This is a genomic window from Parabacteroides caecihominis, assembly GCF_023656785.1.
In the GTDB taxonomy this organism is placed as follows: Bacteria; Bacteroidota; Bacteroidia; order Bacteroidales; family Tannerellaceae; genus Parabacteroides; species Parabacteroides segnis.
Genome location: NZ_JAMOKS010000011.1, coordinates 37,079 through 62,558, shown reverse-complemented (window position 1 = coordinate 62,558; position 25,480 = coordinate 37,079). Strand labels below are relative to the sequence as shown.

At 39.7% G+C, this 25,480-nt stretch carries 19 protein-coding genes; 1 reads left to right on the top strand and 18 read right to left on the bottom strand.

Features of this window, described 5'->3' with window-relative positions:
• Window positions 1-3: 3 nt before the first annotated feature.
• The 10 genes from NBH14_RS10990 to NBH14_RS10945 all read right to left on the bottom strand — a co-directional run bounded on the left by NBH14_RS10990 (window position 4) and on the right by NBH14_RS10945 (window position 14,954).
• A complete protein-coding gene (locus NBH14_RS10990; protein ID WP_186958461.1) occupies window positions 4-3,120 on the bottom strand; it encodes an exo-alpha-sialidase in 3,117 nt (1,038 codons plus the stop codon).
• A gap of 11 nt (window positions 3,121-3,131) precedes the next feature.
• Window positions 3,132-4,910 carry a sialidase family protein gene (locus NBH14_RS10985; RefSeq protein WP_186958462.1) on the bottom strand — a complete coding sequence of 593 codons (1,779 nt, stop codon included), beginning with the start codon at window positions 4,908-4,910 and terminating at the stop codon, window positions 3,132-3,134.
• Window positions 4,911-4,992: 82 nt separating this feature from the next.
• A complete protein-coding gene (locus NBH14_RS10980; RefSeq protein ID WP_250817430.1) occupies window positions 4,993-6,450 on the bottom strand; it encodes a RagB/SusD family nutrient uptake outer membrane protein in 1,458 nt (485 codons plus the stop codon).
• A gap of 12 nt (window positions 6,451-6,462) precedes the next feature.
• Window positions 6,463-9,492, bottom strand: coding sequence for a SusC/RagA family TonB-linked outer membrane protein (locus NBH14_RS10975; protein WP_186958464.1), 3,030 nt, complete (start codon window positions 9,490-9,492; stop codon window positions 6,463-6,465).
• 56 nt (window positions 9,493-9,548) lie between these two features.
• Window positions 9,549-10,535: a TRAP transporter substrate-binding protein gene (locus NBH14_RS10970; RefSeq protein ID WP_186958465.1), complete on the bottom strand. Its 987-nt coding sequence runs from the start codon at window positions 10,533-10,535 to the stop codon at window positions 9,549-9,551.
• Window positions 10,536-10,545: 10 nt separating this feature from the next.
• A complete protein-coding gene (locus NBH14_RS10965) occupies window positions 10,546-11,829 on the bottom strand; it encodes a TRAP transporter large permease (RefSeq protein ID WP_186958466.1) in 1,284 nt (427 codons plus the stop codon).
• A complete protein-coding gene (locus NBH14_RS10960) occupies window positions 11,826-12,311 on the bottom strand; it encodes a TRAP transporter small permease (RefSeq protein ID WP_186958467.1) in 486 nt (161 codons plus the stop codon). The genes NBH14_RS10965 and NBH14_RS10960 overlap by 4 nt, the downstream gene beginning before the upstream one ends.
• A 251-nt stretch (window positions 12,312-12,562) precedes the next feature.
• Window positions 12,563-13,600: a LacI family DNA-binding transcriptional regulator gene (locus NBH14_RS10955; RefSeq protein ID WP_186958468.1), complete on the bottom strand. Its 1,038-nt coding sequence runs from the start codon at window positions 13,598-13,600 to the stop codon at window positions 12,563-12,565.
• Between the two features lie 210 nt (window positions 13,601-13,810).
• Window positions 13,811-14,194 carry a DUF3037 domain-containing protein gene (locus tag NBH14_RS10950; RefSeq protein ID WP_128133116.1) on the bottom strand — a complete coding sequence of 128 codons (384 nt, stop codon included), beginning with the start codon at window positions 14,192-14,194 and terminating at the stop codon, window positions 13,811-13,813.
• Complete coding sequence (locus tag NBH14_RS10945) at window positions 14,172-14,954, bottom strand: HipA family kinase (protein ID WP_186958469.1); 783 nt, start codon at window positions 14,952-14,954, stop codon at window positions 14,172-14,174. The genes NBH14_RS10950 and NBH14_RS10945 overlap by 23 nt, the downstream gene beginning before the upstream one ends.
• A gap of 140 nt (window positions 14,955-15,094) precedes the next feature.
• Between NBH14_RS10945 and NBH14_RS10940 the strand changes: the two genes are divergently transcribed.
• The gene (locus NBH14_RS10940) at window positions 15,095-16,252 is read left to right on the top strand and encodes a low temperature requirement protein A (RefSeq protein ID WP_186958470.1); all 1,158 of its coding nucleotides are present in this window, start codon (window positions 15,095-15,097) and stop codon (window positions 16,250-16,252) included.
• A gap of 18 nt (window positions 16,253-16,270) precedes the next feature.
• Here the strand turns inward: NBH14_RS10940 and dprA are convergent, their stop codons facing one another.
• The 8 genes from dprA to NBH14_RS10900 form a co-directional block, all read right to left on the bottom strand.
• Window positions 16,271-17,380 carry a DNA-processing protein DprA gene (dprA, locus tag NBH14_RS10935; protein ID WP_186958471.1) on the bottom strand — a complete coding sequence of 370 codons (1,110 nt, stop codon included), beginning with the start codon at window positions 17,378-17,380 and terminating at the stop codon, window positions 16,271-16,273.
• A gap of 7 nt (window positions 17,381-17,387) precedes the next feature.
• Window positions 17,388-17,798, bottom strand: a complete 411-nt coding sequence (locus tag NBH14_RS10930; RefSeq protein WP_007655786.1) for an acyl-CoA thioesterase — start codon at window positions 17,796-17,798, stop codon at window positions 17,388-17,390.
• Window positions 17,795-19,054, bottom strand: coding sequence for a peptidase U32 family protein (locus NBH14_RS10925; protein WP_186958472.1), 1,260 nt, complete (start codon window positions 19,052-19,054; stop codon window positions 17,795-17,797). The genes NBH14_RS10930 and NBH14_RS10925 overlap by 4 nt, the downstream gene beginning before the upstream one ends.
• Window positions 19,055-19,338: 284 nt before the next feature.
• Window positions 19,339-20,535: a DUF4934 domain-containing protein gene (locus NBH14_RS10920; protein WP_186958473.1), complete on the bottom strand. Its 1,197-nt coding sequence runs from the start codon at window positions 20,533-20,535 to the stop codon at window positions 19,339-19,341.
• 66 nt (window positions 20,536-20,601) lie between these two features.
• Window positions 20,602-21,837 carry a tetratricopeptide repeat protein gene (locus NBH14_RS10915; protein WP_186958474.1) on the bottom strand — a complete coding sequence of 412 codons (1,236 nt, stop codon included), beginning with the start codon at window positions 21,835-21,837 and terminating at the stop codon, window positions 20,602-20,604.
• Between the two features lie 328 nt (window positions 21,838-22,165).
• Window positions 22,166-24,049 (bottom strand): M56 family metallopeptidase, encoded by a 1,884-nt coding sequence (locus NBH14_RS10910; RefSeq protein WP_186958475.1) that lies wholly within the window; start codon window positions 24,047-24,049, stop codon window positions 22,166-22,168.
• 12 nt (window positions 24,050-24,061) lie between these two features.
• Window positions 24,062-24,418 carry a BlaI/MecI/CopY family transcriptional regulator gene (locus NBH14_RS10905; RefSeq protein WP_010801464.1) on the bottom strand — a complete coding sequence of 119 codons (357 nt, stop codon included), beginning with the start codon at window positions 24,416-24,418 and terminating at the stop codon, window positions 24,062-24,064.
• Window positions 24,419-24,587: 169 nt separating this feature from the next.
• The gene (locus NBH14_RS10900) at window positions 24,588-25,349 is read right to left on the bottom strand and encodes a helix-turn-helix domain-containing protein (protein WP_250817428.1); all 762 of its coding nucleotides are present in this window, start codon (window positions 25,347-25,349) and stop codon (window positions 24,588-24,590) included.
• Window positions 25,350-25,480 lie beyond the last annotated feature (131 nt).

Below are 25,480 nucleotides of genomic sequence, written 5' to 3'. Positions count from 1 at the left end.
TCCCTATTTAAATTTAGATTCCAGCTGTTGAAATAATGATTTTGTAAGGTATTTTCCCAATAAAAAATGCTTTCGATCCGGATACCAAAAAGTACAAACTCCATTCTTTTCAGTGACACTTGGATATGTTGCTACTTCCGTTGTTCCTTTTGGACCAAAAGAAATATCATTTGTCGACAGAAACTCCAAAGAAGAACTGAACCAAATAGGTTGATGAGCACCCGGCACAAATTTCCCCAAACAAAGACTAGCAGGATTTCGCAAAAAGTTCGACTGATTCCCATTATCCCACACTTTTTTAAACTGGTCATATTCGCCTCTCCTCCCATCATTATCATAATGGATCAGAATAAATTTATTGTCCGACAAAGCATATATAGGACATGACACCAAAGGATTTCTTATTTTCTCTCCATCGTCTTTATATCTAAGAACTTCCGGAGTCCTCCAAGTTTCACCATCATCATCTGAAACCGAATACCAAATATATCCAGTCATAGTCCTCATAACAGTAAAAAGACGTTTATCTGGCAACATTACTATTGCGGGTTCCTGACAAACAGAAATTTGTGAGTACATTTTATGAGCCACTTCTAACCCCTCCATATTTACCGGCAACCAAGATATTTTCAAATCTTCGGGTAATGGATTCTCATCTATATTTTCAAAACGGACAAAAGAAGCCCGACTATCCTGATCAGTCCAATTCCTACCTGGACTTTTTACAACAGATTCACTACTCCATTGAGTATAGCCGCTTATATAACGTCCTTTACTATCTCTGATAGGTTTTTGCCAAACAATCCAATTAGGGGTATATAGAGTATCAGGATTATCAAATTGATTTTTAGGCACCATGATATCTTTTCCTCGAATCCATTGATATCCATTATCATCCGAATAAAAACACCCCATAACTCCTGAATGCTGACGAGTATCTGGATATTGTGTTTCTTTGGTATAAAAACAATATATCCTTCCTTTCTTTGAAACTATGGGAAATGCCCAACTCGCTTGTCCTTCAGACCTAGTACTGGATTTTCCTGCGATAATGACAGGAGCAGTCCAATGTTTACCATCCATGCTTCTAGCAATAACTGCCCGATTATCCCCCTTACCTTCCACACTGCTTTGGGTCCAAAGAGCTAATAATTCATCACTATGAGGAGCTTCAAAAACTAAAAAATGTTCATTATCTCCATCCTCTTTTCCTTTAGGTAAATAAACTACTACATCTGGGTTTGTCCTTAGCCATTCTTTACTTATCTCCAACTGTCCTGATCTAATATCCTTTATTCCAAACAGTTTTCCTGATTGGAAATTACCTATCGCTTCTGAAGTATAAAGAGATCTATCATAAACCCTAAACACAGAAATCGTACCTTCAAAGTCTTTGGAGAAACAGACCTCACGTTCACCATTCACGTCAAATATATAAGGATTAAACCGGGCAAATCCCCAAGGGCGTTCACCTCCGTCACAAAGTACACCATCAATCACAAACATGAGAATTTTTGCATTCGCATCAATAGTCACCACAATATGGTGCTTTTGTCCTGGTCTAATACTACCTATATCCGATCTCCAAAGTAATGGAGAACGACCATCATCCAATAAAATTTCTATCGCACCTTCCTTTTTTAATGTTAAACGCATTCCGTTTCCGGCATATTTAGCAGAAGTATTTACCCCTGTCGTTTCGCGAATTCGCGTATCTAAAAGAAGTTGATCTCTATCCAACGTACCAGGAGTAAGAACCAACTCCAAAGAAAAGCTCTTTCCTTTATATAGTTTTCCCAAATCCGGCATTTCAAAAATTGTCCCCTGTCTTACTTCTGCTGATGATAAATTCAAAATGAGCCCCTTTGTTGTCAAAGATTCATTCTCTGCTTGTGTCCATAACATCTCTAAATAATCAGTAGGAATACAATGAATTCTAGCTTTTGTTTTTTGGGTTTCCGTGAAAAAGTATTCCCCATTATCCTCTATCCAGTCTGGATAAGAAATTCCGTTTTCATAATTATCATCATAAATGAATATTTCAGGCTGACTCCAATAAATATATCCGTTTCTCTCAACACCGCCTGCCAACCAAGTCGGATTCCTATTTCCTATAGGCTGATTTGAATACCAGCGTGTACCATTATTATGGAAAAACATAGCATATTTTCCATTTTTAAATTTATAGATTTTACTGAAACATCGGGGTTGTTTTATTTTTCTCCCTTCAGGCGAATAAGTAGCCCATTCAGGATGAGTCCATGTACGTCCATTATCTCTGCTATATGCCTGTACATTATTACCTAGATTAGTCCGATATACACAATATAAACTACCATCACTCAGAGAAACAATATTATGTTCATCTGCTACTTTTCCTGCAGGAGGCAACAATCCTTTATTTCCATCTGGTAAAGTTTCCCATTTTATTTTTTCCGGATCATTCTCTGTCAAAATATTCGAACTTTTCAATATTGCACCAGATCCGCTATCCATAAATCCTTCACCAAAATTTCCAACTTTTGATAAAGGAAAGAAGACTGCATTCTGATGAATGACAGGTAATGCGACACTCCAGAAAAATTGTATTTTCCCCTCGTATACATTTGTATTATCTATTTCAAAATTGCGAACTGGGACTTCATAACGTTTAGATGACCAAGTATATCCCCCATCATCTGAATATTTCATCATCATTTTACCAAAAGTATCAACCCGTTTTATTGGTTTTCTATTAACATCCAATATCTCCCGCAGATTATTTGAATTGTAAGTATAAAATACATATATCCTGCCGGAAGGTACTATCAAAGGAACAACCCAGGAAGCTTCCGGACCATCAGATGGTTCAATATCAATCAGAGGACTCCAATTCTTCCCACGATCACGACTGATTGTCGCAACAATATGCTGCCCTTGTGCCCCTTCTTCACCAATGCCCGTTGTTAAAGTACAAACCCATTCATTTTGTTTATTAATCACAACATAAGGTTGATCACAATAACCCTCTGCTGGAATCTCTGCCATTGCATTTTCTATATTTCTCCAATCATTACTTGATTGTGCTTGTATAGTAACCGAACATGCAACAAACAAAAAACATACTATTGCATTTTTCATATTCACCTGATTTATTTTGATTTATAATATCTATGAATTCCTATTATTTCTGTATTTAGGAGCGGCCGGTTATAAATATCCAATCGCAATAATTTTCCGCCAGGCCTGATATTATCAGCTTTCAACTTCGTAATTAATAGCTGACCCAGTTCAAAATCAGTTATATCCGAAACAAATCGTCCCCAACCATATTGGCGGGAATTATTCCCATTACAAACATTACCATCTACTACAAATTGAATGATTTTAGGGCCATTATCAATGGTGACAGTCACATGATGTTTTCCATAGACAGAAATCAGCCCCGGATCCGAATTCCATTTACTCTGTTTCTCTCCATCATCTATAATCAGTTCAATATCACCATACAGTCCTGTTTGCATTATTATATTTTTTCTTCCACAGCGACTACTCATTTTAAAAAGAATTTGAGCAGATGCCGGTGACGATAATTCCAAACAGAAATCAAAAGTGACACCTTTTTCAAAATTCACTATTCTTTCTCCTTCCATCGATAAATTACCAGGAAACAATAAAGCTTCTCCATAAGAAAAGCACAAACCACTCGTTGTTTTCTCACATATATCAAATTGTTTCCATAACATTTCCATAAAAGAAACTGGTATTTCATGACAACGGGCATTTTCCTTATTAGTTTCTGTTATCCAATATTTTCCGTCTTGCTCTATCAAATCCGGATAACTCATTCTTACATTTATATCCGGCTCATACAGCAGTATTTCAGGTTGCCCCCAATAAATTTTTCCGTCTTTTTCAATTCCTCCGCTAATCCATACAGGATTTCTGTCGGCAAATGTTTTACCACTATGGTTATGATACCAAAATAAATATTTCCCATTTTTACATTTCCAAATTCTGGGACATGCCCTTGGAGTCTTTAAAGCAATCCCGGTTTCATACCGTGGAGGCAATGGTAAAGTCCATGATTTTCCGCCATCAAAGGAGTAAGACTCTAATGGATACCCTGATATCGTTCTATGCATACAATATAAACTACCATTATTCAACTGAAAAAGATTCTGTTCTGAATTCACTGGACCATAAGCACTATTTTTTACACCATTGTCTCCATCCGGAAGCATTACAAAACGAAGTCTGCTCACATCTTTTTCTGTATTAATATTATCACAGCGAAAATACCACCCTTCGCTATCATCCAGTAAATAATGCCGTATTTTAGAAAAAGCAAACATCATTCCCTGATCAACATCTACAGGTTTCCCAATCCCCCACAATATTTGAACTTTCCCCTTCCAGTCATTCGCATAATCCACATTAGTCTTTCTCACATCCAAACGATAACGCCGAGACCATGTTTTACCTTCATCGTCCGAATAACGATAACAATACCAGCCAAGCATATCTTCTCGTATATTCTTCTGTTCTCTTAAAGTATGAATCTTATCTCCATTATAATCATAAAAAACATAGACGCGCCCAAAAGATGTAACATAAGGCATAGCCCACGATGCAGACTCTGAACCAGGCTTTTCTATTTTAACCGGCTTGGTCCACGTCCGGCCATGATCCTCGCTAAGTGTACTAACAATATGTTGTCCTCCGGTTCCTTCCGCCCCCTCGCCTGTAGTAAAAACACATAACCACTTTCCTCCGGGTAAAATAACAACATAAGGCTGATCACAATATCCATTTGTATAAATTGGAAATGCACCTATCGTCACATTTCTCCAATCTTGATATTGAGCACTCAAGAAATAAAATGGACAAAGCATCAACAGAAATATAACAGCAACCGGTATTTTTTTCATTATACTGATTTTTATAGTTTTTTACAACCAGATTCTGAAGAACAATACAATATAACTCCCTCAAAATCTGGCATAAAATGATTTAATAAGTTGGATTTTGAGGTAACAAGGCTGGATTTTTATCAACTTCTCCTTGAGGAACAGCTAATAAGAATCTGTCATGAACAAATTCCGGTTCTTTTTTAAACTCTCCGACTTTATTCATTCTCACCAAATCATACCATCTTTTTCCTTCAAAAGCAAATTCTTTTCTGCGTTCTTCTAATATCAAAGACAAAGCATCAGGTGTCGACTCAACAGTTTTTGAGGCAAGCCCAGCTCTAGCCCGGATTTGATTTATCAAGACCAAAGCTTCACTAACTTTATTCATTTTTACTAAAGCTTCTGCTTTCATTAGAAAAACTTCCGGCAGCCTATATATAATTATGTTATCATCACTATATCGTTGAGTCCCAATGATAGTAACTGTTCCAAGATATTTATTACCATACTTCATTCCTTTTACATTATTATCATAATACTGTTCTTCCTCTTTACTTAATACAGCTATTGTAGTTTCATACCGTAAATCCTGCGGTTCTTCCCCAAAAGCATCGTCCAGGCTATGAGATGGTAACATCAATGTTTCTCCACCATAAGGCCGGCTTTTATCATATGCCCTTGGCAAAAAATAATTACAAAAACTATGCGTAGCATTTTGAGTGTAGTCAGACCATATCTCAAAGATAGATTCACTCGTATTTCCTAATCTGAATATATCAGAATAATTCTCGCCTGCTAACAAACTATAGTTCGGATTAGCTAATATTTCATTTGCATTTTCTATTACTTTTTCTAAATCATCAGATGATGCAAAAGAAGTATAAGACCTGGTAAGAAGCACATCACATAAAAGGACCTGAGCCGCAGCCTTTGTTGCACGTATACGCTGATCTGAACGGGTGACTGGTAAATTTTGTTTTGCTATATTCAAATCATTTACAATTTGTTCGTATATCTTTTCCACAGGAGTTCTTGACACATACATGTTCTCACCCTGTGAGAAAAATGGTTCTACGATAAGAGGTACAGCTCCCCAGTTTTTGGCTAAAGTAAAATAGGCACTGGCACGTAAAAAATAGGCTTCTCCCAAAATTCTATTTTTCTCTGCCTCATCTGCAAAAGAGATTGTATTTGTATAATAAATAACTTCATTCGAGCGAGTCACTACATTATAATAATTCCCCCAAGTACAATATCCGCTATTTGCATCTACAATATTATTATTAAATTCCATCGCCTGAGGATTTATCATCTCATATCCCCATTTGGGAGGAATCTCCAAATTATCGGATCTTCCTTCTCCCAATTCAAAAGAACGATAAACTGATCCACGATACTGATTATAAACGGCAATCAAGCCAGCCTCCGCATCCTGAGGAGTTTTCCAGAAATTAGTAGATGTAATATCACTTTCCGGTATTTGATCTAAAACATCACATGATGACACAAGAAAGGAAAAGGTCAACATTAAAGTGAAGTATATATTCTTCGTTTTCATAACATTACAGTATTAAAATTTAACATTCAAGCCTAACATATAAGTACTAACTTGAGGTATCATACCAATATCAACACCTTGTGTATGAATGTTACTGGCTTTAGAGTTTACTTCCGGATCATATCCCTTATATTGAGTAATAGTAAATAAGTTCTGTGCACTCAAATAAACACGTAAACTTGAAAGTTTTAAAATGTTAGAGATATTCGAGGGTAATGTATAACCTATACTCAAATTATTCAATCTCAAATAACTTCCATTTTCAACATATTTTGAAGAAAATTGATTATCACGAGCGTCGGTTGAAGTCAGAACTTTATGTTCAGTTGTTATATCACCAGGTTTACTCCAGGCATTTACACGTTCAACCCGAGCCGCGTCATAACAGAATCCACGACTTGACAGAAAACGCATTTGATTAAAAATCTTATTACCATACATAAAACTAAATTGCATTCCCAGGTCAAAATTTTTATAAGAGACACTGGTATTAAATCCACCAAAAAATTTAGGATGTGGTGAGCCTATGACTTGCCGATCGTTTGAATCAATCTTTCCATCCTTATTGTAATCTTCATATTTCAATGTTCCACCTACAGGTTTTTGTCCCATAATAGAACTCACATGTTCCTGAGCTATTTCATCTGTCGGATAAACTTCTCCTTCCCATTTCAGTCCATAAAATTCACCGATAGGATGTCCTTCCTGGGTATAAAATGTACCGTTAGTTGTATAGAATACCTCTGTTGATGCTGTAGATATAATCGGAGTATGGTTTGGAAGAGATAATACTTTGTTCTTATTGAAAGAAATATTAAATCCGGCTGACCAGTTCCAATCCTCATTCTGAATGACATCTCCGGCCAAAGAGAACTCAACACCTTTATTTTCAATCTTACCTAAATTAGTCAAATAACTACCGAAGCCAGTATAGCCAGGAATAGGCATGCTAAACAATAATCCTTTTGTCCGTTTAATATAATAGTCCATTGAAAATGTCAATCTATTTTTAAACATGCTTAAATCAATACCTGCATCATATTGATCCGTACTTTCCCAGGTTAAATCAGCAGCAGGTATACCTCCTACCATTACTCCCGGTTGACCGGCATAATTGACTCCGGTATTGTACGTACCCTGTGCTGCATAATTACCGATATTCTGATTACCAGTGCGTCCTATACTTGCGCGTATTTTCAAATCGTCAATCATAGTTAAATTCTTCATGAAATGCTCTTCATTCATGCGCCAAGCAATAGATCCTGCCGGGAATAATGCATACCGGTTATTAGAACCAAAACGAGAAGAACCATCATTTCGAATACTTAATCCAACAAGATATTTACTGGCAAAACTATAGTTCGCACGGGCAAAAACAGAATTAATTCCCCAACCAGTTTTATAACTGTATATTTTATCTTTACTGGTTGAAGCATTCATGGTACTGATCAGATCACTAGGACCACCACTTGCAGAACCATTAAAATTAAAATTCCTGGTTTCTTGCATACTATAGCCTAAAATAGCACTCAGCTTATGTTTTTTATAATCAAAAGAATAAGATAAAATATTTTCACTCAACCATGTATTCCATTTATTCGAATAGGCAGAAGACGGACGTGTAGCGCCACCCAATATTGTTGAAGGGAAAAAACTATTACCCGTATCTATTCCTATATCTGCAGACCAGGTAGTAGTAAGCTCCAATCCCTCCAGTATCTTTATCTTTGCATAAACAGAACCAATGCCTGCGGTTCTATAACTATCGCCCTGATACAATTCTGCAGAAGCAATAAGATTTGGTCGCTCTCTGTTCGCATATGAGCCATCTGATTCATAGATTGGTTCATAAGCCATCTTTCTTAAAAGGTTCGCCATTACGGAACTCTGTGAATCGCCTTTAGGTATTTCATCTGTATGAGAATAATTACCTTTTAAAGAAGTTCCTACACTCAGATAACTGGTAAGATCATAATCCATATTAAATCTTGCTGTATATCGTTCGTATCCATTAGAAATAACAACTCCTTTCTGATTATAATAACTTATATTAGAAGAGAACCTCATCTTATCATTTCCTCCTGATGCACTAAAACTATAATTTTGTACAGGAGCAATACGAAATACCTCATCCTGCCAATTTGTATCATAGCCTGCATTATAGTCTGCTAAGCCTTGCTCTCTAGGCTCTACAGGTGAATTCGGATTCAACCGGTTATAATTAGCAACCCCCTTTAATACATATTCCCATTGTTGTTGGGCATTCATCATTGGCATTTTTTTATACACACGCTGTAACCCATAATATGCATCAAAACTGATATCTGTCTTTCCTTTTATTCCCCTCTTCGTTGTAATTAAAATTACTCCATTAGCTGCACGTGAACCATAAATAGCTGAAGAGGAAGCATCTTTCAAGACTTCCATACTTTCAATATCATTCGGATTAATTCCCAAGATATTATCAGATGGAACTCCATCAATTACATAAAGAGGATTATTCCCATTAAATGAATTTGCACCACGAATCCTGACTGTTATATCCGATCCCGGAGCGCCACTGTTTGTCGTAACCTGTACACCTGTACTCTTCCCCACCATTAAACTGGCAGCTGAAGCCATCGGCTGGTTATGTAATACAGTTCCACTCACTTTAGAGATCGCACTACTTAAGTCCTTCTTCATCATTGTTCCATAACCCACCACAACCACTTCATTCAAGCCTATCGTTGACTCTTTCAGTTGTGTACTGAGAATTGTCCTATTTCCAACCGGAACCTCCTGAGTTTCCATTCCAATAAAAGAAATAACAAGTATAGCTGACGGTTCTACAGATAATGAATATTTTCCATCCAGATCAGAAACAGTACCATTGGTTGTACCTTTCTCTATAATCGTTACTCCAGGAATCGGTTCCTTATCTGTTCCGGTCACTACTCCGGAAATAACTTTCTTTTGGGCCAGTGCAATATTCATGCACAATACCGACGTCATCAAAAAGAGAATAAAACGTCTAAACCCAATAATTTTCAGGCTTTTCATTTCGATAGATTTTTTGATTTAATTAATGATTAATATTTAGACAAGATGCACATCTTCTATTTTACAGCAGTTATCCTTTTTATTATCCCAGGGGATAATCGTTCGGATAAGGCAGGAGCTATTTTTTCTAAAGCGATCTTTTCAAATGCCTCCCTATCCACAGGGATGAATTCGACATGATGCTCATTTAGAATTTTTTTATAGGAATTTTCATATTCCTCCATCAGTTCATTCTGATAGACCGCAGACTCTTTTATCGCTTGTATAACAACTTCTTGCTGCTCCCGTTCAAACTTTTCATAAAAATGATCACCAACTGCTACAATGTAATAACTCAGTAAATGATTTGTTTCCATCACATATTTTTGTGTTTCATAAAGATGGCTGGTACAAATTGTTTCCAATGGATTTTCCTGACCATCGACAATTCCCTGTTTCAATGCCATAAACATATCCGAATAGGCAATAGGTGTAGGATTTGCACCGAATAACATCCAAGATTCAATATACACTGGTAACTCCGGGACACGTAATTTCAAACCATTCAAATCTGCCGGTTTAATAACTTTCCGTTTAGTTGTAGTCAAATATCTCGGGCCTCGCCGATAGTACGCTAGAAAATGAATTTTTCTTTTTGAAGATATAGTTTCTTCAATTTCTTTTCCGATATCTCCATATAACACATTATCCAAATGTTCATAATCTCTGAATAAAAAAGGGACTTCCATTACTCCATATTCAGGAGCGTACCACCCGATAAGAGAAGGACCTACAATAATCATATCGATAGACCTTAAACTAAGGCCTTCTATCATTTCCCTATCATTCCCTAATTGTCCGTTCGAATAAATCTTTACCTGAATTTTTCCTTGAGTTCGTTCTTTTACTAATCGGGCAAACTCTAAAGCACCTTCATGTGAAGCACCACCTGCAGACATGACATAACCTAATTTTATTTCCGCAAAATCCTTTTGACTCGAATTGGAACAGCCACAAAACAAGGAAATAAAGAATAAACAAATAAATTGTAATCGTTTTTTCATAATAATAAAATCAAATGATTGAACCTCCAAAAAGACGAACTAAAACAAGAGAGAGATCAGGAACGAACACACACAAAAGTAATGCTATAAGCATCGAAATATAAAAAGGAACAATACTTTTCAGTATTTGTGGAACAGGAATATTTCCCGTCCCCGAAATGACAAACAATAAAATACCGACCGGAGGAGTAACAAGCCCTATCATTATCGCTAATTGGAAAACAACTCCAAAATGAATAATATCAATTCCCATACTATTAACTACCGGAAGCAATAAAGGAGTAAGGATTATCATGATACTTCCTCCTTCCATTACAGTTCCCAACAGTAGAAAAACAGCAATAAGGATAAGTAAGAACAAGTTTTTGTTTGTCGTAATGTTCGAGAAAGTATCTACTATCAATTGCGGATCAACTTCCCGAGATATAATCCATCCGAATGCGGATGCACAAGCTATAATTATCATAATTCGGGCTGTAGCTTTAGCTGAACGGATAAAAAGAGAAAGAAGATCCTTTAGCTTCAATGTCTTATGAATAAACAATCCGACAATAAGACCGTATATAATAGCTATTACTCCCGCTTCTGTTGCGGTTACAACGCCAGAAACGATACCTCCGATAATTATTACAGGCATAAGAAGAGACCAGAATGCATCTTTAAAACTTTCTCTAATTTCTGTAACTGATAATTTTTCCCCTTTAGGAAATTTATTTCGCACCGCAATTATGTAACAATTTATGATCAGAATACCTCCTAACAAAATTCCAGGTAAAATACCTGCTATAAACAATTTACCGACAGAAGCATTTGAGACAGAGGCAAATATTATAAATCCGACACTCGGTGGAATAATCGGGCCTATTGTTGCAGAAACAGCGTTCACGGCTCCGGAAAAGCTATCCGGGTACCCTTGTTTACGCATGGCTGGAATCATTACAGAACCAACAGCAGCCCCACTTGCAATAGCTGCTCCGGAAACAGCTGCCATAATCATATTAGTTATTACAACAACAAAAGATAGTCCTCCACGCACATTTCCAATCAGAGATAAAGCAAAACGGATCAGACGTTCTGTTATACCCGAGGCATTCATTAATTCTCCGGCTAACAAGAAAAAAGGAAGTGCCAGCATAACTATTGAATCAGCACCGACACTAATCCTTTGAGCCAGTACCATTACAGACATATCAGAGTAACAAATCAAATAAAACAAGACACTAATAGCTAATGCATAAGCAATTCTCACACCTGATATCAACAAAATCAGCATAACAATCAACATGGCAATCATAATATATCCTCCTCTTGTTTTTGGTTCACATTATTTGTTAATAACTGTCTGGCACCTAAAACACAGATAATGATCGAGGTAGTAGGGAATGCGCCATATAAAACAATGGAAATAGGTAACTCCAATGCCGGACTCAAGGTCCCCCACACATCAGCAGTCCACATATAACCAATGAGAGTTGCAACACCTGAAAATACAGTTATAAGGAATATATCAATCCAATTCGCATAATACTTATACTTTGAAGGTAGTAGTTCGACAAAAAAGTCAACTCCAATATGGATATGATCTTTAAACGCACTCGCAGAACCTATGAATGTCATCCAAACAAACAGATACTTTGCCAATTCTTCTGTCCAATTCAAAGAATTATTCAAAAGATATCTGAATAATACCTGAGTAAAAATAAGAAGTACTATCAAGCAAAATATTATTCCGAGAAACAAATCGATCGGATTACTTTTTTCTTTTTTCGTTTCCATGATATGGCTTTTTAGATCGGTTCACAACTTTTGCAAAATCGTTTGTGCAAATAGAGAAAAAAAATATTAATTACCAAAACTCTTATCAATAGAAGTGTAATATTTCACTTCTTTTTCACAAAGACAAATACAAGTGATTAATGTCCAAATCCCCTAGGATGCAAAATCGTTTGTGCAAAACTAAATAAAAAAATGGAACTAAGAAACATTTATCAAAAAAATAATATGCACGCATCTATATTTAACCATATTTAAGACTTTACACTTGACTCACGAATCGTTAATGATACAGGTATAGTATATGCAGAAGGATGTACAGGTTCTTTAGCACGGATAAGCGCCAAAAGCACATCCATGGCTTTTTCTGCCATTTGCTTAATGTTCAGATTGACAGCTGTAATAGAAGGGTTCATTAATGAAAAATAAGGTGCTGCCTCCATACTTATTAGTTTCAAGTCGTGAGGTATAGATATATTTTTTACCTGATACAGATACTCTAAAGCAGGAAGACCGATCATATTACTCATAAAAATAACTCCCTCAACAGCGGGTTTCAAAGACAAAATACGATCTATAGCTTTATAAGTCTCTTCAATAATATTCTCATAAGGTATGACTTCTATAAATTCATCTTCCACAATACATCTATATTTTTCCATAGCTGCTTTATAACCAGAAACACGGCTTTCCATATGTGAAAGAGTTGTTGGTGAAATAAAGATAGCTATCCGCTTCAGTCCCTGATTAATTAGATGTTCTGCTGATGAATATCCTATAGAGAAATTATCCGCAACCACTTGCGGAGCATTAACATCAGAAAGATTTCTATCCACAATAACTAAAGGTGTATTGCTATCTTCTATCATTTTAAAGAGAGAAGGTTGCATACGGGTGGTAGGGGCAATAATCATTCCATCCACCTGATAATCAATCAATGAATTTATTAAACTCTCCGGATTATTATCATCCTCCCCTGAACTGCATGACATAATCCTGTATCCTTCCTGCGTTGCCACTTCCTCAATATATCTACCCAAGCGTGCAAATGTCGAATTTGCCATGTCAGGAAGTATCAATCCCAGGATATAACTTTTACCAGACCGCAAACTCTGAGCCAAAACATTCGGTTTATAATTCAGCTGGGTAGCAACTTCTATGATTTTCTTTTCTAATTTTTCACTGATCCTACGTTCCCGTGCACGCCCATTCAAAACCATTGAAACCGTAGATATATTCACTCCTGCCACGGATGCAATATCTTGTAGTTGTATTTTTTTCTGTTTCGCCATATCTATAATTATCAATTATTAGAGAATTAGATTTATTCATTTACAAAACGATTGCATACTTCTTATTCTTGGGGTTCATTATTCACTTTTGGCTCATGTGGCGTGCAAAGATAAAGAAAAAAGCAATACGAGTGTATTTTATTTTATCGGTTCAATAACAATAAAAATTTGATTGATAACAGTATATATTCTTCTTTTATTCCTGTAAACTTACAGAACCAACTCCGCAAACAACTTTTCAAACGTAACCTCCAGGTCAGTCGAAAAGCCGGGATGCGGACGCGAAGTCTGGATGGAAGAACTGCGCACAGCCGTCAGCCAACGGAAACGCTCGGGAATATCCATAGAGGCTATCGGGCCACCGTCGGCAGTGCCGGAGCAGATGTGATCGAATACTTTCAGACCGGCATACAGCGAATCCATATCCAGTTCGGAAGAGAACAAGCAGAGCTTCTTTTCATCCACCTGATAACGCGCCTTTATAAACCGGGCCCGTTTAGAGAACATGATAAGACCCACATTAATAAACTCCTCCCGTTCCACCCGGGGAACAAAACGGATAACGGCGTATTCATATAAGTGCTTTCCTTGCATGCTGCGCTTCTTTTATAAATGTTTCGGAATGGGCAATCCTTTCTGTCAGGAATTCAATATAAACGTCTCTTATTTCCTGCGGCGTACCGGGACTTTCGTTCCACTGCAACCAGTCGTCCGGAACCAGAGAAACAATTTCACGGATTTTATCCGGAGTAAGAATACGTTTAAATTCGGCATCCGTTTCCTCCAACTTACCGGCTTCCGGCAACAGGGCATGGTCTTTAATCTGGATAAACGGGCTTAAAGCATGTTTGCGCCAGTTCGACCATGAATAATGGAAATAGAGTGACGCACCATGGTCAATCAGCCATAATTCCTTATGCCACATCAGCATATTCGTATTGCGGGTCGTACGGTCCACATTCGTCAGGAGGGCATCCAGCCAGACTATTTGTGAAGCGAGTTTTTCTCCGACCTTGTTGACTACCGGGTCAAATGTCAGGGCACCCGACAGGAAATGCAATCCCAGGTTCAAACCACGGCTTGCCTGCAATAAATCCTGTATCTCCTCATCCCCTTCGGTACGACCAAAGGCCTCATCGAGGTTAAGAAAGACCAGTTCAGGCACACGGAACCCCAATGCCCGCGCTATTTCACCGCCAATCAATTCGGCTATCAGGGCCTTGGTTCCATGACCGGCTCCCCGGAACTTTACGACATATTTATATTCATCGTCGGCTTCTGCCAAAGCCGGCAACGAACCTCCCTCCCGGAGAGGCATAATATATCTGACTACATTCGCTGTTCGCAATTCCATAATAAATGCTTTTGACAAAGATAAAGATACTTCCTGTTTACACAAAAGAAACTATCTACATCTCTAAAACAAAATAACCGAGCCGTTGTTTTTATTCAAAGGACGTTATCGGAGTATACAAGCTATAAAAACATTGGCGTATGTCGCATTCTTCCCATCATTTATTAAGAAGCAGAGAGCAGGAAAGGGCTTCCGTTTCCTATTCGGAACTATTGTTCGACCTGATTTATGTATTTGCGGTCACACAACTTTCGCATTACCTGCTTCACCATCTGGACTGGCAGGGATATGTACAGGAAATTATTCTGTGGTTCGCTGTATGGCTGGCCTGGCAACACACCACCTGGGTGACAAACTGGTTTGACCCGGAAACACGTGCTATCCGCATACTGTTGTTTATCCTTATGCTAATCGGGCTGGTGATGGCTTCCGCTATTCCCGAAGCCTATACGAGCCGGGGATTGGTCTTCGCCGCCTGTTATGTGGCTATCCAGTTAGGAAGGACGGTTGTGATTGTCTTTCTGTTGGATAAGAAGCATCATCTTTCACCCAACTTCAAACGCATATTGGGATGGTTCTGTATCTCTGCCGTATTCTGGATAACCGGAGCGTTCTGCGAAGGCTATACACGTATTTTATTATGGTTGTTTGCCGTCCTGTGTGATTATACGTCTCCGATGTTCGGTTTTTACCTGCCGGGACTCGGACGGTCCATCTCCGGCAAAGAATGGACTATTGAAGGGCAACACCTGGCCGAAAGAAGCCAGTTGTTCGTTATCATTGCTTTCGGGGAGACAATCATGATGACGGGAGCCTCACTAAGCGATTTAGAAGTATGGGACGCTACCATTATCTATGCGGCAATCATATCCTTCACTAACAGCCTGGCGATGTGGTGGATTTACTTTGATGTCAGCAGCGAAGCCGGAAGCCGGAAAATAAAAAAGATTTCGAATCCCGGCCTGCTTGGCCTGAAATACCATTCCATCCATGTGGTATTGGTCGGGGCACTGATTATCTGTGCGGTGGGTGACGAACTGGTTGTCAATCATCCGCTGGGAGAAATGACGACAGGCGGTATCTTTGCCATGGTAGGCGGTCCGATCATCTATCTGATAAGCAACGGAGTTTACAAATGGATTACCTGCCAGCTAATAGCCTGGTCGCATGTGATTGCCGTTATCGCCCTGGTCCTGATTATTCCGTTCGGCCGTCTTTTCAATCCGCTTCAACTGAATGGAATAACGGCACTAATCTTCATTGCTGTAGTTATTTATGAGACAATAAAAACACGTTGATACTTTTATCAGGCACCTTTACATAAGTTTATAGATATTTCCCGGCAGCGTCTTAATCCGTCCGTTCATTTCCAGTTCAAAGAGCAGGGAAGACAGTTCACGGACAGGCAGATTCAGTTCCGTTGCCAGTTGGTCGATATGTATTTCTCCCTTTTCGCGAAGAAGTTTTATGACTATTCCTGCACGGTCGTCTTCTTCGAAAAACAATTCAGCCTGGACAGGGGCAGGCGAAGGTGTTTTATTCACGTCCCAACAAAGTGCCGACACCAAATCGGAAGCCGATGTTATCAAACCCGCCTTATTCTGCCGGATTAGCGCGTTGCATCCTTTGGAATAATAATCGTTTACCCGCCCGGGAAATGCATAGACGTCATGCCCATAGGAAAAAGCAAGGTCAGCCGTAATAAGCGAGCCCCCTTTTTCTGCCGATTCCATTACAATCGTTGCCTCCGCTAATCCGGCAACAATCCGGTTACGCCGGACAAAGTTCGGTTTATCCGGTTCCGTTCCGCTGGGGAAATCGGACAACAATCCGCCATGAGACAACATTTCAACGGCTACGGAGCGATGTGAAGAAGGATAGATGCGGTCCAGACCATGAGCCAACACTGCTACAGTCGGCAGTCCATACTTCAGGGCACTCCGATGGGCACAGATATCGACGCCATAAGCCAGTCCGCTCACGACCAGCAAATCCGGATAAGAGGCCGACAAGGCATGTATCAACTCTTCCGCCATCGTCCTGCCATATTCTGTTATGTGGCGCGTCCCGACAATACTGACAATATGTGTATTATTCAAGTCGACCTTCCCCTTAAAATAGAGTAGTACAGGAGCGTCGGAGCACTCTTTCAAACGTTTGGGGTAACTCTCATCTGTCAGGAAATAACAGCTTATCTGGTTCTTTTCAATAAAAGTCAACTCTTTCTCGGCTTGCAGAAGCACTTCCGGGCTTTTAATGGCAGCAGCGGTAAGGCTACCGAAACCCGGAATCTTCTCCAACGTCTGTCTCTTTTCCGCAAAGACAGCCTCTGCGTCGCCGAAGGTTTGCAGAAGCTGACGGGCCAGGACATCTCCCACCCCGTTTATCATAGTTAAGCCAATCTGGTAAATCCGTTTATCTGTCATGATACTGTCATAGTTTGTCTTGTATCCTTTTCAACATTTCGTCAAAATATTCGCCGCGGGTCAGCTTGCCGTCCTGTACGACAACCGATTCGACTTTCCCCTTAGTGGCCAGCGCACCATCGGAAGCTCTGTAGATATCCTGTTCAAAGACCAGCTTTACGCCTTTCTTATATACATTCAGGCAGGAGATATAGCTGTCACCGCTCTTCAAAGAGGTCTTGTAATCGATCTCCACATGAGAGACAAACCCGTCCACTCCCTTATCATGCATGGCACCGAAATTCTCTCCCAGCGACTCGAGGAACTCATGACGGGTATGTTCCATATAATGCTGATAGTTGGAGTTATTCACTACGCCCTGCAAGTCGCATTCGTAGTCGCGCACCTTGTCTGTCAGTTTAAAAATATACTCTTTCATTCTTTCTGTTCTTTATCGTTCGTAGATACCATTTTATAAAGACGGTCCGAAGGACGTACTTTATCGGAGACTTTAAAGGAGAAACGTTCGCCTTTGACAGTCTCTTCCACAGGTTTGAGGTCGACACGTATTTCATCGATATTCTGCATCACCGCACCGGTTGTCGGGCCGGTAATCAGAATCTCGTCGCCCACTTTCAGCGAACCCGATTCCATTTCAAACTCCGCCACACCGATACCGCTGAAATATTTGATTCCTTTCGCCACATAGACTTTCTTTTTGGTCGAACCGGAACCATACTTGCTGCTCCATTCACCCAGGCGCTGCCCCAGATAATAACCATCCCAAAAACCACGGTTAAAGACACTTTTCAGACGTTCGTCCCAAACAGCGATTTTCTCTTCATCATAACTTCTGCTGCAATAAGCCTTCACCGCCTCCTTGTAACATTCCGTCACGATACGCACATATTCCGGTCCGCGGGCACGGCCTTCAATCTTAAATACCCGGACGCCTGCATCCATCATCTTGTTCATAAAATGAATCGTCTTCAGGTCTTTGGGCGACATGATATACTGGTTTTCTATATCCAGTTCGATATTGCTGTCCTTATCCTTCACCGTATAGCCGCGGCGGCAAATCTGCATGCAGGCCCCGCGGTTGGCAGAGGCATTCATCTCATGCAAACTCAGGTAACACTTGCCGGAGACAGCCATACACAGAGCGCCATGTGCAAACATCTCGATACGAATCAGTTCGCCTCCCGGACCGGTAATCTGTTGTTCAACGATTTGCTGATAGATTTCGGAAACCTGCTTCAGGTTCAACTCACGGGCCAGCACCACCACATCGGCAAACTGGGCATAGAACTTCAGCGCCTCCACATTCGAAATATTCAACTGGGTAGAAAGATGTACCTCCTGTCCGATACGGTTCGCATAACTCATTGCAGCCACATCCGCCGCAATGATGGCAGAGACTTCCGCCGCCTTCGCCGCATCGATAATCTCGCGCATCAGAGCCAAGTCTTCCCCGTAAATAACCGTATTGACCGTCAGATAACTTTTAATCCCGTGTTCCTTACAGATAGAAACAATCTTGCGCAAATCGTCTGTCGTGAAATTATTGGAAGAACGCGAACGCATGTTCAGTCCTTCAATGCCGAAGTAGATAGAGTCGGCACCTCCCTGAATAGCCGCCATCAACGATTCATACGAACCTACCGGCGCCATTATTTCAAAATCTTTTTCGTTCAAAGCTGTTTGGTTTTAAATTAGAAACCACAAAGATACGGGTTTCTTCCTAATATTACATGAATAAAATCGGTTAACTTTTAGCCTCTTACCGGTATGCTTTCGAAAAAACAATCCAATCCTGCCGGCTGTCGATAATTATGCGCAGGCCTGCCGACGATTATCGACAGGCTTGCACATAATTGTCGACAGGCCTGCTCACAATTGTCGGCAGCAAAAACGGTCAGGAACTTTTCCGGGTAACAAGCTTATCTATAAAACGCTTCATCCGGTACCTTTTAAGCCTTTCAACGCAAATGATAAATAGTAACGAGCGGATTCGAATCTTCCGTTACCTGTTGCAGGACAGGGTGTTTCCTGAGATCGGGATATTTCTCTTTGAGATATTCGATTTCTACCGCCGTATTGAATTGTATCATCAGTTTTTTAGCCGGAAAGGAGAAGAAAGGCCAGATGGGAAGTCCCCCGTCCGTTTCATTGCGGATACCGATGCCGGTCAAAGCCCTGTTGTATCCGAACAATTCGTCTGCGTCGATAAGAGAAGCCTCACGACACAAGGCTCCGGTTTCTTTATTCAGGCTGTACAAAAAGAATTTAGACTGGTCGGAACCTTTAAAGCATTTGACAAAATAAGACCGGGGAGTTTCAAAGATATTGAAAAGACTGAATTTACCATCCACAGCGGCATTTCCTGTTTTAGAGGAACGTATTTCTTCCTCATCGGCAGCAGAATAACCATGCCTGATAAGAAATGCCGGTGAAATTGCTTTTGCATTCACATTCCAGACGGTATCTATCCCATCCGAATAGCAAAACCAACCATCCATGCTGCCATTATATATCCATCCTTTCAAACTGACTTCTTCCAGCGGCATTAAACCCACATTTCCAATCGTCCGCCGAAATGCAATCGTATCGTCCGTAGCCCAGTTGAAAATTCCAAGGCTGAACATTCCCGGAATATTCATAGGGACATACATCCGACCTAGTTCGGCCATCGTATTCGCTCCGACGGAAAGCTGATAAGAGTTAGGACGCAGGCTCGTTATCTTTTTAATAAATTCGCCGTCAAAAGAGTAGAACGAGGTAGAAAAATATTCGTTAACACAAAAAAGGCGGTTTTCTTCATCGATGGTGAGTGATATAATCTGTGCGACTTCTCCCGGACCGTTCCCTGTCTTTGCGATAGGACGGACAAACTTTCCTTTCCGGTCAAACTGTAAAACGCTTTCCTGCCGGGTAGAATAAATAAAGATATACTCATCGGAAACACATAAATCCAATACGTTTGCAATCAGAGATTCATCGGTCAACTCCAGAGGAATATACTCAATAGATTCTATTTCGTCCGCTATTCCAACCTTATCGGAAGAAAACGTTTTTGCCGTCAAATCAATCTCCGATAATTCGCCGGCCGACTGCTTCGATCCGCATCCGGTTAAAACCATCATGGCTGCCATGAGCCCTAATAACATCTTTTTCATACGCTTTTTTCTGACAAAAGTAGAAGAAACAGTCTCCTTCACGGTTTCACATCAGTTCACATCTGCTTAAAAATCACGAATAAAGGAGTCACACAGTTCCGGTGTTCCCTTTTCACCCGTCATTTTCTGGTAAAGACGGACACGACGCATCGAAATAGCCTGATTGGTACAACAGAGCAACATGGCCGTTGTAGAAGGGGGAACATCCATTTTAATCAGGCAGCACATGCGCCATTCCTGTTCACTCAGTTTCGGTATTTTCTTTTTCAGCCGTTCGCGAAACTCCGGGTAGGTCCGGTTGAAGGCTTGCAACAACTCTTCCCAGTCTTTAGTGCCCGGCCGCCATTCTTCTTTCCGGTGAAAACGCTGATAAACTTCCGAAGAAAGGAAATCTGTTTCCGACAAGGAGACGGCCGCCTTTTTCTTCCGGTAACGGGAATAACCCAAGAGACTTGTACCGCAAAGGATAAACAGGGCGCTCCAGAGATACAGCCGCCCTGTTTGAGTATTTTCAGCATTCGAGAGACGTCTCTCCCACTCTTTCTGCTCCGAAGTCCAAAGAAGTTGAGTTATTTGATTGTCTTCCTGCTGCCGTCGCAAAACGGACAGGTTATGGAGATAATTCTTTTGATAAAAATCAGCTTGCAAGCTGTCTCCGCGACATTGGGCAATCCGGGACAAAGCGGCATATAAATGCGGATGGGAAGAGGGTACCTGGCTTAAATTGGTTTCAGCTTCTTCCAATTTACCCATGTTTATTTGCAAATCGGCCAGAGCCAGAAAGAGTTCCGCTTTTTCTTCCTGGGGAATTGTTTGTTCCAATTCAGTTTTCAGTAAAGCCTCCGACTCCTTATACTTTCCTCCCTGCTGCAATACTTTTGCCTGCTTTATCCGGCAATCGCCCATTTGATAATAATAGAAGGCACTGTCCGGCATTCGGGACAACATATAAATATCCCCCATCTCCCGGTAAAGCACCGTTCGAAGAGAATCACCGCCTGCACCTCCGAGATAAGACAATGCTTTTTTCTCGCTTTGCAGGGCCTTTTGCTTTAGAGATTGATTCCGGTAAATTTTTCCCATTTCCAGATAACCATGAGAAAGAGCAAGGCTGTCTTTATCCTTTTCGGCCAGCCTGATAGCCTGTTGATAAGTATCCAAGGCCGGAATATACTGTAACCTTTCCCCATAGAAAGCAGCCTGCCGGAAAAGTTCCCCGACAGTTACAGCCTCTTTTCGCTCGGCTGAAGAACAGGCAACGAAAAGGTAAATAAAAAAAACTATTCCTATCTTATATCTCATCAGCTTCAATATCATTTTCGTCCAAAGTGGTCCGGTTTTGAACGGCCATAAAGATAGGAGTTTCTTCTTAGAAACTATTTTGATTTTATAATATGATTCACTATTTGTCAGTTTTGAACTATCCGATTATTGACCGGTTGTACCTGGCTCCCCTCTTGAGAGGGGGAAGGGGGTGTGTTATAATTCCGCCTTATAACTAGCTTTAACACACCCCTTATCCCCTCTCAAGAGGGGAATTGGTTACTCCCGGCACTATAAACAGATAACTCAATTTTTTCTATACTGTAGTCAAACAATAAAATCAAAACAGTTTCTTCAACCAATCAGATCACTCTCTTTTAGCGATATACTCAACGTCATATTTAATTCTTTCTTTCAAATACTTTTCAACTCTTTCAAGCATATCGCCCGGAGCCTTTTTTTGTATAGTAATAGTAACAGATGAAATATCATCATTATAAATACTGTTGAACCGCTTGTCAATCTCATTTGTATTCTTAAGATATCGCTCATATACAATAAGCCCTTGTTCCTTTCCCCCATTTTTATAATTGAAAGCGACATAGGCATCCGGATTTGGTGGTGGTGGAGGAGGAAGCGCATCTCCATTTTTAAATACACTTGTATTAATTTGACATGAGAAACCATTTTTCTCAATCATATCCTTTACACTATTTAATCGGGATGAAGACACATCTTTTCCAGCGGGTTGGATAGTAACCATATCTTTAGAAAAGTCAGGGAGCTTGTAGTCTGCAACATCACCATTTATCGCTCCTACTACTTTTTTGTTTTGGATAATATATACTGTTCCTTTTTTTGAAGACTGAGCCATACTTACTTTTCCCGGAAAATTCTTATTATTTCTGGCATCCTCAAACAGAAGGAAGGGGGCTTTATCAACACCTACAACTTTTTGTCGCTTATCAAATGCCTCTTTTACCAAGTGTAAAACGGCCTCAGTAGCTTCCTCCGGAGTATTTATGTCAATAAGGAAATAGAAGGAAACAGGCTTTTTACTTTTTTCAAATAAATCCTGCAACTTGGTCAAGAATTGTTCCTTTTCTTTATAGTTTGCAAAATCATTATTCAACAGCACATCACCTTTAGCATTGATAAATAAATCCTTCGGCTCAGTATTCTTTTTCATGAAAGCTATAATTTCATCAGGTTCAAACCGGGTTTGCGGTTCCACCTTTTTCATATAACTATCCAATTCCGTCTTAAAGAAACTCTTCATATCCTGTTGCTCTTCCGGCGGAGTTTCCTTATCTTTGCTCTGTACAAGCGTTTCCAACTGCCGGTTTACTTCCGGACGGGCAAAAGCGTTCAGGACGATAAGTCCTACAGGGACCAGGAGCAATAGCTTCAACCGGGCCCAATTGTTTGATTTACCTTTTAACATCATAGTAATACGTTTTTTAATTTTACTGTGATTGAAGCTGTTGGCAAGAGTGTAGAGGCTGGAGCCGACAGCTTTTTTCACGAGTAACAGTTGATATTTTGTTGCATCGACGCCTTGGGTAAGTACTCCTTTATCGGCCTGGTATTCATGAATATCCTTCAACTCCCGTTTCAATAGCCAGATAGCCGGGTTGAACCAGTGAAGCCAAAGAATACACTCCATAAAAAGCAGGTCAATGGAATGATGAGATTTCAAATGCATCATTTCATGCGTCAGAATCTCGTCAGGATATTTCTCATAATCTTCTTCCGAAAGAATAATATAACGTCCCCAACTGAAAGGGGACACACAGGAAGGAACTATTATTAATGTATAGCGCCCCTGTTGCAATTTGCGGCCACTCCGAATCAAAACAAACATCTTTCTGAACGACAGCAACGTTGTCATCAGACAAAAAACAACTCCTGCCCAATAAAGGAGAGCTATGATCTGTCCCCAATCGATCATCCTTGCCGGCCCGGTTACGGGAGTTATATCCACTCCGGAATTATTATCCGGAAGATGAATTGCAACAGTTTCCTCACCGGCTATCATCTTTTCCAGATGAATTATCGGTTGTTGTATCAACAAAGGTTCGGAAGTCTGTATCTTTATGACCGGCAGCAACATACAGATCCCTATCCCTCCTAATAACACCCACCGGTTGAAACGGAAGAACGTATCGTTACTAAGCAACGCCTTGAAGCCTAAATAAAATAATATCAGGCAAATAGTGGATTTCAGTATGTACAGAAGTAAAGCTCCCATAAGCCTACGTTTTTACTTATTTTTAATCTGTTGTATCAGCTCTTGCAATTCGTCAAGAGTCAACGCCTCTTCCTCAATCAAAGTAGAGACGACACGAGTATAGGAATTATCGAAATACTTATCGACCACCTGCTTCAGGGTTTTCTTCCGGTATTCGTCTTCCGAGATTAATGCATAATACTGATGTGTATTTCCAAATACCTTATAACCGATATATCCTTTTTCCTCCAATGTGCGAACAATGGTTGAAAGCGTATTATAATGCGGCTTGGGTTCCTCCTGCAAATCGAGAAGTTCGCGGACAAACAGAGGGCCTTTCGCCCAAAAATAGCCCAATATCTCTTCTTCTTTCGATGTCAATCGTTTCATAATCTGTTGTTTTATTAAAGGAATGCACAAATATAACTATATTTTCTAGTAATACAACTATAATACATAGTTAATCTACTATAAAACGTAGTAGATTATTTATTAAAGGCCTGGATAACCGCATCAAAAGAATAATTAATCCATGTCCGGATCTTTATTTTGCTACATTTCAAATTAATCCCCAATGGGATGCCACTGTAATTGCTTCAATACAATTCTCAACATCCAGTTTTTGGAATATATTCCTTTTATGAAACTTGATAGTATTCACATTCAATGACAATTCTTCGGCTATAGCTGCATTTGTATGACCTTGGGAAGACAGTTGCAAAATGAGTCTCTCTTTAACTGTAAGAAGTGGTAAAGTATTTTTGTACCAGGATTTCTCCTTTTCCTGGTATATGAATTGCTCCCCTGTATTGAAATTTTTAATGATCGTTTTATTTTTAGCTTTCGAATATAGTGGTGTCACAACACATACCGCTAACCAAAGATCTCCAGCCTTATTAATTATAAGCGGTATCAACCGTTGATTTACCCTGGTTACTTTTTTGTTTATATGCACCAGGTCGAAATCATACTCAATAGAATACATATACCGCTTTTCGATCGGAAGTTTATAGTAAAAGTCAAAACCGGCCTTATTGATTTCCAATAAACGTCTCAAATCATTTTCGGGAACGACCCTGGTATAAAATGAATACCCCCACTCAAGTACTTGCTCCATAGAGTAGCCACACAAAAACAATTTATCAGGAGACACATAGACAAATGATTGTTTCAGATAATCAATCACATACAAAGAGTGATTCAAGGTACATGCCATACGATGAACAATATCCATACTGTTCTTCATCTTTTCATTCAGATCGCCATCAATCTTTGGCCTCTTAACAGGATCAAAAAATTTCTCTACACTAAATTCTTTCATGTCTTGTTTTTTACTGTCTGCTAAAAATACGAACATTATAATCAATTTTACGACATCTTCTCAAAAAAATCACGTATAAATGATTTCTCTACTCTAAAGTGTAGCTATTTATTATTCCTGTCATTCTATAT

What these genes read in the sequence shown, in the direction of transcription:
- NBH14_RS10990 (WP_186958461.1), bottom strand. Translation starts at nt 3,120, where the DNA reads ATGAAAAATGCAATAGTATGTTTTTTGTTTGTTGCATGTTCGGTTACT.
- NBH14_RS10985 (WP_186958462.1), bottom strand. Translation starts at nt 4,910, where the DNA reads ATGAAAAAAATACCGGTTGCTGTTATATTTCTGTTGATGCTTTGTCCA.
- NBH14_RS10980 (WP_250817430.1), bottom strand. Translation starts at nt 6,450, where the DNA reads ATGAAAACGAAGAATATATACTTCACTTTAATGTTGACCTTTTCCTTT.
- NBH14_RS10975 (WP_186958464.1), bottom strand. Translation starts at nt 9,492, where the DNA reads ATGAAAAGCCTGAAAATTATTGGGTTTAGACGTTTTATTCTCTTTTTG.
- NBH14_RS10970 (WP_186958465.1), bottom strand. Translation starts at nt 10,535, where the DNA reads ATGAAAAAACGATTACAATTTATTTGTTTATTCTTTATTTCCTTGTTT.
- NBH14_RS10965 (WP_186958466.1), bottom strand. Translation starts at nt 11,829, where the DNA reads ATGATTGCCATGTTGATTGTTATGCTGATTTTGTTGATATCAGGTGTG.
- NBH14_RS10960 (WP_186958467.1), bottom strand. Translation starts at nt 12,311, where the DNA reads ATGGAAACGAAAAAAGAAAAAAGTAATCCGATCGATTTGTTTCTCGGA.
- NBH14_RS10955 (WP_186958468.1), bottom strand. Translation starts at nt 13,600, where the DNA reads ATGGCGAAACAGAAAAAAATACAACTACAAGATATTGCATCCGTGGCA.
- NBH14_RS10950 (WP_128133116.1), bottom strand. Translation starts at nt 14,194, where the DNA reads ATGCAAGGAAAGCACTTATATGAATACGCCGTTATCCGTTTTGTTCCC.
- NBH14_RS10945 (WP_186958469.1), bottom strand. Translation starts at nt 14,954, where the DNA reads ATGGAATTGCGAACAGCGAATGTAGTCAGATATATTATGCCTCTCCGG.
- NBH14_RS10940 (WP_186958470.1), top strand. Translation starts at nt 15,095, where the DNA reads ATGTCGCATTCTTCCCATCATTTATTAAGAAGCAGAGAGCAGGAAAGG.
- dprA (WP_186958471.1), bottom strand. Translation starts at nt 17,380, where the DNA reads ATGACAGATAAACGGATTTACCAGATTGGCTTAACTATGATAAACGGG.
- NBH14_RS10930 (WP_007655786.1), bottom strand. Translation starts at nt 17,798, where the DNA reads ATGAAAGAGTATATTTTTAAACTGACAGACAAGGTGCGCGACTACGAA.
- NBH14_RS10920 (WP_186958473.1), bottom strand. Translation starts at nt 20,535, where the DNA reads ATGAAAAAGATGTTATTAGGGCTCATGGCAGCCATGATGGTTTTAACC.
- NBH14_RS10915 (WP_186958474.1), bottom strand. Translation starts at nt 21,837, where the DNA reads ATGAGATATAAGATAGGAATAGTTTTTTTTATTTACCTTTTCGTTGCC.
- NBH14_RS10910 (WP_186958475.1), bottom strand. Translation starts at nt 24,049, where the DNA reads ATGGGAGCTTTACTTCTGTACATACTGAAATCCACTATTTGCCTGATA.
- NBH14_RS10905 (WP_010801464.1), bottom strand. Translation starts at nt 24,418, where the DNA reads ATGAAACGATTGACATCGAAAGAAGAAGAGATATTGGGCTATTTTTGG.
- NBH14_RS10900 (WP_250817428.1), bottom strand. Translation starts at nt 25,349, where the DNA reads ATGAAAGAATTTAGTGTAGAGAAATTTTTTGATCCTGTTAAGAGGCCA.